The organism is Hyphomonas sp. FCG-A18, assembly GCF_045287255.1.
In the GTDB taxonomy this organism is placed as follows: domain Bacteria; phylum Pseudomonadota; class Alphaproteobacteria; order Caulobacterales; family Hyphomonadaceae; genus Henriciella.
The window spans coordinates 1,744,213-1,757,955 of the sequence record NZ_CP137142.1 but is presented as its reverse complement, the minus strand read 5'-3'; the positions used below and the strand labels follow the sequence as shown (position 1 = coordinate 1,757,955).

Below are 13,743 nucleotides of genomic sequence, written 5' to 3'. Positions count from 1 at the left end.
ATTGAAATTTCTGTTCCGTACAGGGCCTCGCATTCTTTGCGGGGCCCTCTGCTTTTGAACAGCAAAAAGGCGGGATACTCGTTTTGAGTATCCCGCCAAGAAATTCACTCCGGGAAGAGGGCGGAGAACCCGGATTGAATGAGCTGTCCCGCGCGGTGCGTGTGCCCCACCCGCGACAGATCCGAGCATGTATGTCACATGTTAATAATTATTGAATAAATATGAAATTCTAAAAATAGTGGAATTTAGTCTTCTGTTTCTATTTATAGAATATTTTCTGCTCTTCTGGCGGTGGCGGCAATGGAGCTGCTGGTGGAGCGCAGCCATTTGCGTAGCCCAGTCCTTTCAGAAATGTCCGCCTGTGGCTGCCTCGCTCATACGCACGCAGAACTTTCTTGTTCCAGGCCTTGGCGCCCGTTACCGTTCGAACGATACCGCGAAACGGAATGATGCCGCCAGCCTCCGAAGCAATCGTATCTAGAAGCGCGCTTGATGTGCCATCTGCCGCCTGGTCCCCTAAGCTACGATCATCTTCCGGAACGGGAACATCCCAATCGCGCCCCAGTATCGCATCGAGGGCTATGACCTGTTTAGACAGCGCTTCGCAGGAAGTATCAGCAGGCACCAGATAAGGGTCTTTGATTTGCCTGAGCAGAAGCGGAATTTCATCGCGTTTGAGATTAAGGTCTTCGATTGGGGTCAGCGCCGCCTCAGTGAATCCGGACTGTGTGCTTCCAACGGCACGGTCAATGCTACTGGAGCTAGAGTTATCTGATTGTTCGGAGGGTTGAGCACCTGTTGCACAGGCGGTGCCAAGAAGGCAGATCATGATGGGAAGGAGAGCAGATCGAAGCATATTTTCAGCCAATCCTAGCCTGCCTGCAAAATCAAGGAAAATTAGTGCACTAAGACGCAGTAATCGGCGTTGACCTAATACAATGGTCAGACTATGTGACGCGTTCGGATGCGCCCATAGCTCAGTTGGTAGAGCAACTGACTTTTAATCAGTAGGTCACAGGTTCGAATCCTGTTGGGCGTACCATCTCTTTTAAGTCTGTAGAGTGAGACTGATTTGAAGACAGAGCATTATGCTTTGCCTATAAGGCACTATGGTGTCTTATGGCATGATGGATGCGAACCAGGCCTTTGAAGCGGTAAGAGCTGGCTGGGATGATTCCATCCTTGAAGGTACCTGGATTACGCCATGTGAGGTTGAGGCGTTCAGGCGCGTGAAAGGCGCATATGGCCTCCTTATTGCTCTGGAACACGCCGTCGTGCTCAATATCCGCAAGCTCAAGACTGCATGTGTAGAGCCGGGGCTCTACCTCTATGTTGGGAGCGCCTATGGGGCTGGCGGCATTGGGGCGCGGCTCGCGCGGCACTTCAAGGCTGACAAGGCCATTCATTGGCATGTCGACAGACTGACCGTTGAAGCAAGCAGGCTCGCGGCTTTTGTGTGGCCTGACGGACAGGAGTGCACATTGGTCAATCATCTCTTGAAAACAGGTGTATACGAAGTGGCTGTTGCCGGGTTTGGCAGCAGTGATTGTCAGTCCTGTCCAAGCCATTTGTTAACTGTGCAGGCGCACACAAAAAAATGACGCATACGTCATTTTCCGTATTTATTTGATATATCTAACGCCGTACATTTCCCGGACATAGCACCCGAACACGACGAATTCGGGGCACCCAAGGGAGAAAAAACCATGAAAGTCAAAGTCGTAGATCATCCGCCCATTGATGTCAGAGAGTTTGGAGACCCAGGTGAGCTTGCTGATCAGCTCTCCGCTGATGATGTTGAAATCGTCCGGGAAATCTTCAATACGCCGCTTACGGGGTCCTATAATTGGGATTATGAGAGCGCGAACGTAAAAATTCGGCGCCTGTATGAGCTCGGGAAAAAGTTCAACTGGGATGCGCAAATGGACGTCGATTGGGATGTGCCATTTGATAAGTCTGAAGGGCCGTCGCAGGCAGGCATGAACCCTTTCCATGATCATCCAACCTATCTCGCGCTAAGCGAGGAGGAGAAAACCGAATATGCTTGGCGCTCTCTTGCGCAGGTATTATCGCAATTCCTGCATGGGGAGCAGGGGGCCATGATGGTGGCATCGCAGCTTGTTTCATGCGCACCAACTTATGACGCCAAGCTGTACGCGGCATCGCAGACCTTTGATGAGGCGCGCCATGTTGAGGTGTTCAACAAGTATCTGCGCTATCGCTGTAATGTTGAGTACCCGGTCAATCCAAGCTTGAAACTGTTACTCGACAAGATCCTGACCGATGAGCGCTGGGATCTGAAGTTTATCGGGATGCAGGTTCTGATCGAAGGTCTGGCGCTGGCAGCGTTCCAGACCATGGCACACACAACGCGTGATCCCCTGTTGCGACAGATTCTGATGCTGGTCATGCGCGATGAAGGCCGTCATGTCGCCTTTGGCGTCAATTATCTGGAAGACTGGATCAAGGCTCTGTCCGAGGAAGAGATCGAGGAGCGGGCTCAGTTCGCCTATGAAGCCTGCGCGATTATGCGTGAACGACTTTTCTCGACCGTTGTTGAGGAAGAGTTTGGCTTTGATGCCGAAGAGGCACGGCGCATCTCGATTGACTCACAAAATGGTCAGGCGTTCCGGAACTTCCTGTTTGAACGGATGATCCCGAATCTGAAACGGGTTGGTTTGCTGACTGAGAGTGTCAAACCGAAGTTCGAGAAGCTGGGAGTGCTGCATTATGAGAATGCGGCATGCGACGCCGAGATTGACTGGGCCGCGCTGGAGCGCCCACTTGAGACGGGCAAGATCGATTTGGTTGCCGCTGAATAACGGCAATCGGCGCTCGTCCTAGTTCCTGCCTCCCCGGTAATGCCGGACGAGTGCTTCTAGTCCCATAGCCCTGATATCCTGGAAGGGTATCGGGGCTTTAGCTTGTGTGGCGGGTCAGATAGTCCGTTTGCGAAATGGTGGTTGGGTTCTGCATGATCGGGTTATCCAGACGACCAAGACCCCGGAAAAGACGAGTTGTTTGGAGCCTGCCTCAATTTCAACGATCGCCGCCCCCAGAATATGGCCAGCGACATGGAATTTCGCACTTATATCCGGGGTGATCTGAACCCAGCTGTCAAAGGGGTGCTGGCTTAAGTGTGGCAAGGCCTGTTCAGCTTGTTTTTTATCATAAAGCGGGCGGGCAGGTTTGTGTCGTGTATAGCCACCGCGATTGGTGGCTTTGGCTTCGCGTTCCTGCAATTGCCCGCTATCGAGCCACAGAATATCGCAGAGTGCTTTTGTGCCCTCAGTGCAATGGACAGGACCATCAAACCCACCCGCAACCAGAACCGGGACATACCCGGAATGGTCAATGTGGGCATGGGTCAGGATAACGGCGTCAATCTTGCCAGGATCAATCGGAAGAGGCTTCCGGTTGCACAAGCGAAGCTGTTTATATCCCTGAAACAGACCGCAATCGACCAAGACCCTTTGTTCATTAAGGGTCAGAAGGAATTTCGATCCAGTAACCGTGCCAGCAGCTCCGAGAAATTGAACAGAAAGAGCCATGTGAACCCCGCACAGCAAGATGAAGACAGTGATCGAAGGTTATGCGGGGCACCGCCATTGCGGCTTGATACGCATCAAGTGCGACAGCGGTGCCGACCTGTTGTGGAATTGCGGAGCCTATTCGGCGACCATGATGTGTGGACCTTCTGTCCGGGCATGTAGGGGCTTGCGTCTGCGACCTTCGGCATCTGCAGCTTTGAGCGCCCAGACAACGCGCTCCGGCGAGATTTCATGCGGCTCATTGTGAATGGTTTCACCCGGGGCACAGGCTGCTTCAGCGATTTGGTACAGCTGCTCTTCTGTCACCGTATCCAAACCGATATCAGCGAGTGTCACGGGAAGGCCAACATCAAGACAGAAGTCAAACACCTCATCGATCCGCGCGCTGGGTTGGTCAGTGAGGAAGAGGCCGGCAAGAACCCCGATCGCCACTTTCTCTCCATGCCAATAGGCGTGGGTTTCGTGCTGGGTTGTCAGGCCATTATGGATGGCGTGGCAGGCGGCGAGGCCTCCGGATTCAAACCCAAGACCAGACAAAAGCGTATTCGCCTCAACGACATGTTCGAGCGCTGGCGTGATAACGCCTTGCGCACACGCCGTAGCCGCGATGCGGCCATAATCCATAAGGGTTTTGTAGCAGAGTTCGGCCAATGCATAGGCCGTCATGGTGCCGAGGCGCCCAGTCATATTCGCGGCGCGGCGGATGCGGCAGCTCTCTGCCTCGAACCAGGTGGCGAGGGCGTCGCCCATGCCCGCGACCAGAAACCGGACCGGAGCTTTTGCGATGAGTTGAGTGTCAACCAATACGGTTTCAGGGTTATTGGGCAGAATTTCGTAACGTTCAAACTGACCATCTGGGGTATAAACAACCGAAAGGGCCGAGCATGGGGCATCGGTTGAGGCGATTGTCGGCACAATAATGACTGGACAGGCAAAGGCGTGCGCCACGGCTTTCGCGGTGTCCATGGCCTTGCCGCCGCCAATACCGATGATGAGATCAACTTTTTCCTCAGTGGCAATTTTCAGGAGGCGATCAATTTCATCCTGACTGCACTCGCCATCAAATTTCTCCAGGATTGGTGTCAGCTTGGCCAGCGGTTCTGTGATTTCATCCTTCATACTGGACAGAACAAACGGGTCGATCAGAACGAGTGGGGATTGGCCAAGTCGTTTTGCTTCCTCGCCGAGCTGTTTCAGGGCGTGAGCCCCCTGTACATAGCGGCCAGGGAAAATTGATGTGGTGATCATGATGAGCTGCTCCATTTTACGAAGAGATGTCTAGAGACCTCATTCCAGGATGGACTTGAGCAGAATCAAATCGTCCTCCCAAAACCACCATAATCTGTGAGCGCTGACTTGGAGACCAAGATTATGAGAGTTGATAATGGAACATGGGTGGCCGTTTGTGACGGCGGCAAGTTCTTGCTGCTGCAAAACAACGGGGATGCAGATCTTTTGGATTTGCGTGTGGTCAGTCATGAGGAGATTGACACTAAAGCGATACAAGGGCGGGAGAACCGTGGTCCCTCACCCGATGGGCACAAGGCCCGTGTGGGGCGGGCACAGTCCACGGATGTTGAGGACCTTGCAGAGCATCGGTTCGTTCAATCCACGGCAGTGGCTCTCGACAAGGGTATCCAGAAGGATGGTGTCGCCAAACTGGTTCTTGTCGCCGATCCCAAAACACTGGGACGGCTGCGCACGCAATTATCGGATCAGGCCCGCAATGCCATCGTGCACGAAATCAGTGGTGATCACGCTCACAAGGCGCTGGCTGAAATCGAGAAGGTTTTAAAGAAGGCGTGATCGCTGCCTCAAACCGTTTCTGTAGGGATAGCCGTTTCAAATTTTTTACAGGACCAGACCACATGCGTGTCATAGCGCTTGATATTAGGGTTGTTCATGAAGACGCGCTTTCCCCAGTCCTCATACCATTCGACATTCGGGCCTTGAACGATCAAGATATAATCAATGGTACCGGAGACATGATAGGATTGCAGGACTTCAGGGACCGTTTTGATGAAGGCATCAAAGTCGGCATAGGTCTCCACGCGCTCATCACGAAAGGAAAGGGTGACGATAAAGCGTAGCCCAACCCCGGAATTCCTCAGGATCGATACGTCCCGCTCAATGATACCGGCATCGCGCATGACTTTCAGACGCCGCCGTACAGCCGATGAGGAGAGGCTGACCTTATCGCCGATTGCAGCATGTGTGAGCTGATTATTTTGCTGTACCAAGTTCAGGATAGCCCGGTCAAAGTGATCGAGATTGGCGAAATTCGTCGTCATTGCGTCTCCTGATGACGATATGGGTCGTTATGGCGGCGTAAATCGGCGAGATAGTCTATCGATTTCCCGCTATAAAGCGCTCTCTAAGAATCTTGAGAGGCTATTTAATGTCCATCCGAATGATCGCAATTCCTTTGATTTTTTTATGGCTCGCTTTCTTAGCAGGCTGTGAAAATACGAAAACAGACTTAAGCAGGGACGCGCAACTCGACGCGCTCGTCAAGAGTGTTGTGGGTGATGAAATTCCGGGTGTTATCCTCGTCCTTGACACGCCAGGTGCGCCTTATCGTATTGCGGCAGGCTATGAAGACCGGGAGACAAAAGCGCCGATGAGTGCTGATGCAACCCTGCGGCTTGCCAGTATTACGAAGTCATATATCGCCGCTCTGACTCTGCGCATATCTGATGAGGGTAAAATTGACCTCGACAAACCGATTTCCACTTATCTGGATGCAGAAACTCTATCGAAGCTCCCGGCCGGATTGGACCCGACAATCCGCCAACTGCTCAACCACACATCCGGCGTTCCAGACTATTATAGCGAGCGATTCTATGAGACTGACTGGGATCGGACGAAGCCTTTGACCCCTGAACTGGTTTTGCACGCGATCCGTGATGTACCAGCAACATCGGAGCCAGGCGCGGAGTTTTCCTACTCAAACACCAATTATCATCTTGTCGCTTTGGCGCTGGAGGCGGTTTCCGGGCAATCTGTGAAAGACTTGCTGGCAACTTACATTTTCACACCGATGAACCTGGAAGCGACATATTACGGGATCGACTCCCCGCCAGGAGACACCATTCATGGTTACGGCTCACCCTTTGGGGATTGGGAAGATACATCATCCTTCCGAGAGAACACAGGGCCGGATGGCGGCATGTTCGGGCGTGCGGATGATGTCGCACTATGGATAAGGGCTTTGTATGCCGAAAATGGAGCGTTCCACGATTTTGGTCAGCGGATGAGTGCCAATCCAGTACAGGAAAGAGAGCGCAAACTTCAAGGGTTGGGTGTTGAAATCCTGATCTCTCGTAGTGGTGCAGAAATCCTTGGCCATACGGGCGCGATTGATGGCTATTTGTCCGCAGCTTTTTACATTCCCGCCGCAGATACTGTGATGGTTTTGCATATGAACCGTTTCGATGATGTGACCTTCTCTCAGACCCTCTCCGGGGTTCTCAGGATCATCATGTCGACACCCGCGACACCGCAGTAGGCACCACAACATCTGTTGCCTATACACTAAGCTTCATAGTCTGGGGCTGCAGCACTTTAGCCGAGCCCTTTAGGACATCCGGGGCGACCTCTCAACTGGGAGGTCGCCTTACTTCTATGAAAAGAAATGAAGTCTGCATAAGTCCTATGCTCACTGTCTTATAGGTCGCCAAGTGCACGATTGATAAGAAATGTCGAAGAATGGCGACGGTATTTAAACACTCACGCGTTTAAGGCTTGTTGATCTAGTAAACAGAATGATCGGGATGTTGCATGTCGTGTCTGTCTGCTGGTTTCATCTTCAAGCGCCCTATATAGGGCAAATGTATAGAGTGAGTGCCTCCTTGCGATCGATTTTTCCTGTTTTATGCGGCATGGTTCTGGTTGGCTGCGTTGCCATACCTGAGGCCCCTGAACGGCCCGCGCTGGTTATGCCTGACGCCTTCTCAATAGATCAGGATATCATGTCTGCTGATGCCAGCGCGACAGCATGGTGGGAACAGTTCAACGATCCTGTCCTGAGTGCCATGATTGCTGAGGCGTTGAAGAGAAATACGTCCTTGGACATTGCCCGCGCAAATGTTGAGACCGCGCGTGCCTTGCTCGCGGCACGTCGCCTGGATGGAACAGGGGACTTTCTGTCGACCGGAGATGTCAGCCTCGGTCGTGCAACGGGAAATAATCGGGATGTTGAGTTCTCAGGCCGCGGAAATCTAGGCTTTCAATGGGAGTATGATGCATTTGACCGTATCGCAGCTCTGATCAGTAGTGCCGAGCTCGATGTAACTGCTGCTGAGCAGGCAGAGCGTGATGTTGCGGTCATCATCGCGGCTGAAACGGCGCAATCCTATGTCGATTTCAGGGGCGCGCAAATTCGGCTGGATGTGGCACAGAGGAATGCTGCCCTGCAGGATGAAAGCCTCGATCTGCTCAAAGTCCTGTTTGAGAATGGCCGTGCGACGCGTCTGGATATTGAGCGAGCTGAGTCGCAATATCGAACGACACTGGCCGCGCTACGTCAGCTGGAGGCCAGTCTACGGGTCTCAACTGCGCGTCTGGCAACCTTGACCGCATATCCATCCGCAAGTGTATCTCCCCTCATCGCAGAGGCTGCATCTGTCGACATGGCTGTTCCCGAATTGGCGGCGACTTTGAATGTGGACACACCGGAGGCGCTTATTCGCCGTCGTCCGGATGTGCGCGCCGTAGAGGCAGAAATCGGCAGTCTGCTATCACTTGGTGAAGCAGAACGGGCGCGTCTCTTCCCAACGATTACCTTTAATGCGGATGTCTTTGCCCTGTTGAACGAGACGAATGATCTTGGCGACAGTTTCGGGTTTGGTCTTGGACCAGCCATTCGCTGGGAGGGACCGGATTTGCGCCGCGTCCGCGCTGATATCACAATCGCAGATGCGCGCACTCAAGCGGCGTTTGCCCGCTATGAGGACACTGTCATCACAGCGCTTGGCGAGGTTGAGGTTGCGCTGGCCGAGTATGTGCAAGCCTATGTGCAGCGCGGTGATCTGGAAGCCGCTGCGCGTTCGGCGGCACGGGCTGAAGAGCTGGCGCGTGTTCGCTTTTCAGAAGGCGTTGATGACTTTCTGGATGTGATTGATGCTCAGCGCACACTGCTCGCCGCTGAAGACCGGCTGGAGCAAAACAGGATTGAGACAACCAAACGCGCGATTACCATGTATCGAGCTTTAGGTGGGGTCTGGTTAAATGAAGCCAGTGAACAAGTAGCGGAGACCCAGGAATGATCAGGGCATTACTCGCAATCGGTATCCTTTGGACATTGGCCCTTGTGCCTGCTGCCACAGCGCAGCGTGGCGGTCCGGCAAGTGTCTTTGTTGAGCCGGTTACAGAACGCGAGTTTTCGCGGGAAATCGAGGCTTTGGGCACGCTTGAACCAAAAGAGCAAGTTGAGTTGATGCTAAATGCGGCTGACCGGGTCACTGCCGTTTATTTCGAGGATGGGCAGCGCGTTCGCGCAGGTAAAACGCTTCTCTCACTTGCTCAACGTGAACAAGCTGCGCTGGTTCAGGCTGCTGAAGCCACAGCAGACGAGGCGCGCCGTCAGCGAGATCGGATCGCCCGACTCGCCAGTGCGGAGGCAGTGTCACAAGCTGAGCTTGATGCGGCACAACGTGATGTCGATAGTGCCGAAGCTAATTTGCGGGCCCTTCAGTCGCGTCAAAGCGACCGCATTCTTGTGGCTCCGTTTGATGGGCTGTTGGGCTTTCGTCAGGTCAGTGTCGGCAGCTTTGTTGGGCCGGGGGATATCGTGGCTATTCTCGTTGATGATAGCGAGATGAATCTCGATTTTGATGTCCCTTCAATCGCTTTGCGCTCCGTCCAGCCGGGCACCGAGATTCGGGCTGAGACGGCCGACCTTCCGGGGGAAGTTTTTGAGGGTGTAGTCGCGACTCTGGACAATCGTATTGATCCCGTGACGCGCTCTGTTCGCGTGCGAGCCCGCTTACCCAACCCGGATGGCATTTTGCGCGCAGGTATGTTCATGCAGGTCACTGTCACCGCTTCCCCCAGACGAAGTTTGGCCGTGCCAGAAGAGGCTGTTCAGCCCGTTGGTCCGGATTCATTTGTATGGCTTGTTCAAACCGAAGGTGAGCAACAGGTTGCGCGGCGCGTTGAGGTTGAGTTGGGCCAGCGCTCAGGCGGCTATATTGAAATTGCCGATGGGTTGGAAGCCGGAGATCAGGTGGTCACAGAGGGGATTATCCGTGTCCGCGAAGGGGCACCTGTGCGCGTGCGCGACCAATCCATGTTGTATCCCCGTGCGAAAGCCAATGCTCCGGCGGGGCGTGGACCTGGTTCACCAACAGTCTCAGAATAGGGACACCAAGCGATGCTGATCTCTGATACATCCATCAAGCGGCCGGTTTTTGCCTCTGTCATCTCTCTGATCCTGATCATTTTTGGCGTGGTCAGTTTTGATCGGCTCAGCTTGCGTGAGTATCCTGATATTGATGCGCCCATTGTGTCGATTGATACACGCTATGCCGGGGCGTCAGCGAATGTTGTTGAGACCCGGATTACCCAAGTCATTGAGGATAGGATTGCCGGGGTTGAGGGCATCCGCTTTATCAATTCCAACTCTACCGATGGGCGATCACGGATTACGATTGAGTTTGGCATCAATCAGGACATCGATGCCGCCGCAAATGATATTCGGGATCGTATTTCCGGGGTTTTGGATAATCTGCCTGAAGAAGCAGACCCGCCAGAGGTCGAGAAGGCTGATTCAAATGATGATGTGATCATCTGGCTGAACCTCGCAGCAGAGAACATGACAACACCCGAATTGTCCGATTATGCCGAGCGCTATCTGGTGGACCGGTTTTCTGCGGTTGATGGTGTGGCGCGCGTGCGGGTTGGCGGGTCGCGGAACTACGCCCTGCGGATATGGATTGACCGACGTGCGCTGGCGGCACGTGACCTCACCGTTTCTGATATTGAGCAAGCCCTACGGCGTGAAAACATTGAAGCTCCGGCCGGTAGCATTGAATCCGATACACGCTCATATACCGTTCGCATTGATCGCGCGTTTCAGACCCCCGATGATTTTGCAAAACTGGTCATTGCCGAAGGCGATGGTGGTTATCTGGTTCGACTGGGTGATGTTTCGCGGGTTGAACAGGGTACGGTTGAAGACCGGAACATGTTTCGAGGTAATGGTGTACCGATGGTGGGGCTTGGGATCGTCAAACAGTCCACCGCCAATACGGTTGATGTCGCAGCGGGTGCACGCGAGCTTGCCGATCGGCTGAACCAGACGTTACCGGAGGGGATGTCGATTGAGCGCAGCTTTGACAGCTCTGTCTTCATCTCTGCCTCAATTCGCGAAGTGTACATCACTTTGGGTATTGCGGTGGCGCTGGTTACACTGGTGATCTTCCTGTTTCTTGGTTCTGTTCGCGCGACGATTATTCCGGCCGTGACCGTGCCGATCTCGATCATTGCGACATTCTCTGTGCTGTATGCACTTGGGCTTTCAGTGAACCTGCTGACTTTGCTGGCGCTGGTTTTGGCGATTGGTCTGGTTGTCGATGATGCCATTGTGGTGCTGGAGAACATTTCACGGCGCATGGATGAAAAGGGAGAGACACCCCTTGTGGCGGCGTATCGCGGGACTCGACAGGTTGGGTTTGCTGTTATCGCGACGACGCTTGTTCTGATCTCGGTTTTCGTACCGATCACATTCCTGCAAGGCGATGTCGGGCGCTTGTTCACAGAGTTTGCGCTGACAATCGCAGCTGCAGTCGCCTTTTCCAGTATTCTTGCTTTGACGCTCACGCCTATGCTCGCGTCCAAGCTGCTAAAGCCGAGACAGCAGGCGGGCGTATGGTCTGTCCTACCGCGTATGGTGGATGGGGCGTTTGGCTGGTTTCGCAATGGCTATAGCTGGATTTTGGATCGCCTGATCCCGCGTCCGATCGTGGTTGGTTTGGTTTTGATGGGTTTGTTCGCAGGGGCTTGGCAGCTTTCCGGCACCGTAAAGGAGGAATATGTCCCGCGTGAAGATAGAGGCGGTTTCTTTGTGGCGGTTCGCGGGCCGCAAGGAGCCTCTTACTCCTATATGGAACGCTATATTGATGAGATTGAACGGCGGCTCCTGCCTTATACGGAAAGTCAGGATGGCCGTGAGCCAGAGGTCAATCGCTTGCTCCTCCGCGCCCCTGGCTTTGGCTCCTCAGCGTTTAATCAGGCTTTCGTGATTGTGGTTATGAATGACTGGAGCAAGCGTCGCCCTGCAGATGAAATCATTGGCGAGGTTAATCGCAGCCTGTCCGACCTGCCCGGTGTTCGCGGGTTTGCGATCATGCGGCAGGGCTTGGGCGGCGGTACCGGGAAACCGGTACAGTTCGTGATTGGTGGACCAAGCTATGAGGTTCTCACTGAGTGGCGGGATACCTTCGTTGCCGCACTGGAGGACCAAAATCCCGGCCTGATCGATATTGATTGGGATTATAAGGAAACCCAGCCGCAATATCGCATTCAGGTTGATTATGAGCGTGCTGCTGATCTTGGCGTCACCGTGGCCGATATTGGGGTGACCCTCCAGACCATGTTGGGGTCACGGCGCGTGACCACGTATATTGATGATGGCGAAGAGTATGATGTAATCCTCGAAGGCCTGCGGTCCGACCAGAATAATCCAAACGATGTTGAGAACATCTATGTTCGTTCGGCGCGGTCTGGACAGCTCATTCCACTTTCTAATCTGATCACGATAGACGCACTGGCCGACAGCCCGACCCTGAACCGCTATAACCGTGTGCGTGCGATCACGATTGAAGCTGGTTTGGCGGATGGGGCAGCACTGGGTGATGTTCTCGATGCTATGCAGACGATTGCGCGGGACACTTTACCCGTTGAGGCGACAATTGATTTCAAGGGCCAGTCCCTTGACTTCAAAACTTCCGGGTCATCAATTCTGTTTGTCTTTGCCACCGGCTTGGTGATCGTCTTCCTTGTTCTGGCTGCGCAGTTTGAGAGTTATCGCCACCCCGTGATTATCATGCTGTGTGTCCCTGCAACGCTGGCTGGCGGATTGGCGGGACTTTGGCTGACCGGGAACTCGTTGAACATCTATACCCAGATTGGCTTGATCATGTTGGTCGGTTTGGCGGCAAAGAATGGTATTCTGATCGTTGAGTTCGCGAACCAGTTGCGCGATCAAGGGCAGGCCTTCCATGATGCGCTCAAAGAGGCTGCGCTTGCCCGGTTCCGCCCGATTGTGATGACTGGTCTGACCACGGCTGCGGGGGCTTTGCCTCTGATCCTCTCAAGCGGAGCAGGGTCTGAAACGCGTGCTGCCATTGGCGTGGTGATCCTGTTCGGCGTGATCTCTGCGGTACTGGTGACGGTGCTTTTCGTCCCGACTGCTTATGCCTTGATTGCGCGAGGGTCTGGTTCACCTGGGGATGTGGCGCGGCGGCTTGAGGTTGAGTCGAAAACGGTTCCGAACCCAAGCCCGGCCGAATAGAAACCTACTGTTCTTAAGTGCTCTGGGCATCTTGTGCGCGCTTGAAACCATCACGGGCTTTAAGCGCGTGAAGGTAGCGCAGGCAGTTTGGGGTTAGAAGCGGAGCGAGCGGCTTCAAAGTGCTGGCGAGGAAGAGCGCGTAACCGATTGCAATATCAGCAATCGTAAAGCGGTCTGCGACCAGAAAGTCCTTCCCCTCCAGAGCGGCTTCGACATGGCGCAGGCGGCCTGAAAACCATTTCGCATAGTCTTCTGCAGCTTGGGGGAGGCGGCGCTCTTCTGGTTCAAGTACAGAATAGCGCAAGACCAGAGTTTGCGGGAATGTCAGGGTTGCATCGCTGAAATAGAGCCAGTTCAGGAAGGCCCCATAGTCCGAATGGTCCGGCGTTAGAGCAAGATCAGTTGGGCCATATGAGTTGGTCAGGTAATGGCATATCCCGGTACTTTCGCTCATTCGCGTATCCCCATCAATCAGGTATGGGATCGTGCCGAGTGGATTGATATCTTTATACTCTTTGGCGAAGACGCGTGGTGGAAATGGAAGTGTGACCAATTCATAGGGCAGCTCCATTTCTTCAAGGCACCATAAGGGGCGCAGGGAGCGGGCATCTTTGCAGTGATAGAGTGTGAGCGTCATCGACTGTAAAAAAGGCGGACCTGCAAAGGCCCGCCCTCCTG

The 13,743-nt window shown here is 53.8% G+C and carries 12 protein-coding genes and 1 tRNA gene; 8 read left to right on the top strand and 5 right to left on the bottom strand.

Annotated elements, in window-relative coordinates; translation table 11 throughout:
* Positions 1–259: 259 nt before the first annotated feature.
* Positions 260–856, bottom strand: a complete 597-nt coding sequence (locus RYZ27_RS08715) for a hypothetical protein (RefSeq protein ID WP_406679105.1) — start codon at positions 854–856, stop codon at positions 260–262.
* Positions 857–966: 110 nt separating this feature from the next.
* Between RYZ27_RS08715 and RYZ27_RS08710 the strand changes: the two genes are divergently transcribed.
* From RYZ27_RS08710 to RYZ27_RS08700, 3 genes are all read left to right on the top strand, one after another.
* Positions 967–1,042: transfer RNA gene (locus RYZ27_RS08710), tRNA-Lys, on the top strand.
* Positions 1,043–1,124: 82 nt separating this feature from the next.
* Entirely contained in the window at positions 1,125–1,601 is a 477-nt protein-coding gene (locus tag RYZ27_RS08705; protein ID WP_406679104.1) for a DUF123 domain-containing protein, read from the top strand.
* A 105-nt stretch (positions 1,602–1,706) separates the two neighbouring features.
* Positions 1,707–2,822, top strand: a complete 1,116-nt coding sequence (locus tag RYZ27_RS08700; RefSeq protein WP_406679103.1) for a ferritin-like domain-containing protein — start codon at positions 1,707–1,709, stop codon at positions 2,820–2,822.
* Positions 2,823–2,936: 114 nt separating this feature from the next.
* Here RYZ27_RS08700 and RYZ27_RS08695 read toward each other — a convergent pair whose 3' ends face one another.
* Together RYZ27_RS08695 and RYZ27_RS08690 are read right to left on the bottom strand one after the other, a co-directional pair.
* Positions 2,937–3,551, bottom strand: a complete 615-nt coding sequence (locus RYZ27_RS08695; RefSeq protein ID WP_406679102.1) for an MBL fold metallo-hydrolase — start codon at positions 3,549–3,551, stop codon at positions 2,937–2,939.
* 117 nt (positions 3,552–3,668) lie between these two features.
* Positions 3,669–4,799 carry a glycerol dehydrogenase gene (locus RYZ27_RS08690; RefSeq protein ID WP_406679101.1) on the bottom strand — a complete coding sequence of 377 codons (1,131 nt, stop codon included), beginning with the start codon at positions 4,797–4,799 and terminating at the stop codon, positions 3,669–3,671.
* A 123-nt stretch (positions 4,800–4,922) separates the two neighbouring features.
* Between RYZ27_RS08690 and RYZ27_RS08685 the strand changes: the two genes are divergently transcribed.
* Positions 4,923–5,357: a host attachment protein gene (locus RYZ27_RS08685; protein ID WP_406679100.1), complete on the top strand. Its 435-nt coding sequence runs from the start codon at positions 4,923–4,925 to the stop codon at positions 5,355–5,357.
* Positions 5,358–5,365: 8 nt separating this feature from the next.
* Here RYZ27_RS08685 and RYZ27_RS08680 read toward each other — a convergent pair whose 3' ends face one another.
* Positions 5,366–5,842 carry an Lrp/AsnC family transcriptional regulator gene (locus RYZ27_RS08680; protein ID WP_406679099.1) on the bottom strand — a complete coding sequence of 159 codons (477 nt, stop codon included), beginning with the start codon at positions 5,840–5,842 and terminating at the stop codon, positions 5,366–5,368.
* 230 nt (positions 5,843–6,072) lie between these two features.
* On the opposite strand from RYZ27_RS08680, the gene RYZ27_RS08675 reads away from it, so the two are divergent.
* The 4 genes from RYZ27_RS08675 (at position 6,073) to RYZ27_RS08660 (ending at position 13,065) form a co-directional block, all read left to right on the top strand.
* Positions 6,073–7,059: a serine hydrolase domain-containing protein gene (locus tag RYZ27_RS08675; protein ID WP_406679098.1), complete on the top strand. Its 987-nt coding sequence runs from the start codon at positions 6,073–6,075 to the stop codon at positions 7,057–7,059.
* A gap of 343 nt (positions 7,060–7,402) precedes the next feature.
* A complete protein-coding gene (locus RYZ27_RS08670; RefSeq protein WP_406679097.1) occupies positions 7,403–8,818 on the top strand; it encodes a TolC family protein in 1,416 nt (471 codons plus the stop codon).
* A complete protein-coding gene (locus RYZ27_RS08665) occupies positions 8,815–9,912 on the top strand; it encodes an efflux RND transporter periplasmic adaptor subunit (RefSeq protein ID WP_406679096.1) in 1,098 nt (365 codons plus the stop codon). The genes RYZ27_RS08670 and RYZ27_RS08665 overlap by 4 nt, the downstream gene beginning before the upstream one ends.
* Positions 9,913–9,924: 12 nt before the next feature.
* Positions 9,925–13,065, top strand: coding sequence for an efflux RND transporter permease subunit (locus RYZ27_RS08660; protein WP_406679095.1), 3,141 nt, complete (start codon positions 9,925–9,927; stop codon positions 13,063–13,065).
* Between the two features lie 13 nt (positions 13,066–13,078).
* On the opposite strand, the gene RYZ27_RS08655 is transcribed toward RYZ27_RS08660, so the two are convergent.
* Complete coding sequence (locus tag RYZ27_RS08655; protein WP_406679094.1) at positions 13,079–13,702, bottom strand: glutathione S-transferase family protein; 624 nt, start codon at positions 13,700–13,702, stop codon at positions 13,079–13,081.
* Positions 13,703–13,743 lie beyond the last annotated feature (41 nt).

What these genes read in the sequence shown, in the direction of transcription:
- RYZ27_RS08715 (WP_406679105.1), bottom strand. Translation starts at nt 856, where the DNA reads ATGCTTCGATCTGCTCTCCTTCCCATCATGATCTGCCTTCTTGGCACC.
- RYZ27_RS08705 (WP_406679104.1), top strand. Translation starts at nt 1,125, where the DNA reads ATGATGGATGCGAACCAGGCCTTTGAAGCGGTAAGAGCTGGCTGGGAT.
- RYZ27_RS08700 (WP_406679103.1), top strand. Translation starts at nt 1,707, where the DNA reads ATGAAAGTCAAAGTCGTAGATCATCCGCCCATTGATGTCAGAGAGTTT.
- RYZ27_RS08695 (WP_406679102.1), bottom strand. Translation starts at nt 3,551, where the DNA reads ATGGCTCTTTCTGTTCAATTTCTCGGAGCTGCTGGCACGGTTACTGGA.
- RYZ27_RS08690 (WP_406679101.1), bottom strand. Translation starts at nt 4,799, where the DNA reads ATGATCACCACATCAATTTTCCCTGGCCGCTATGTACAGGGGGCTCAC.
- RYZ27_RS08685 (WP_406679100.1), top strand. Translation starts at nt 4,923, where the DNA reads ATGAGAGTTGATAATGGAACATGGGTGGCCGTTTGTGACGGCGGCAAG.
- RYZ27_RS08680 (WP_406679099.1), bottom strand. Translation starts at nt 5,842, where the DNA reads ATGACGACGAATTTCGCCAATCTCGATCACTTTGACCGGGCTATCCTG.
- RYZ27_RS08665 (WP_406679096.1), top strand. Translation starts at nt 8,815, where the DNA reads ATGATCAGGGCATTACTCGCAATCGGTATCCTTTGGACATTGGCCCTT.
- RYZ27_RS08660 (WP_406679095.1), top strand. Translation starts at nt 9,925, where the DNA reads ATGCTGATCTCTGATACATCCATCAAGCGGCCGGTTTTTGCCTCTGTC.
- RYZ27_RS08655 (WP_406679094.1), bottom strand. Translation starts at nt 13,702, where the DNA reads ATGACGCTCACACTCTATCACTGCAAAGATGCCCGCTCCCTGCGCCCC.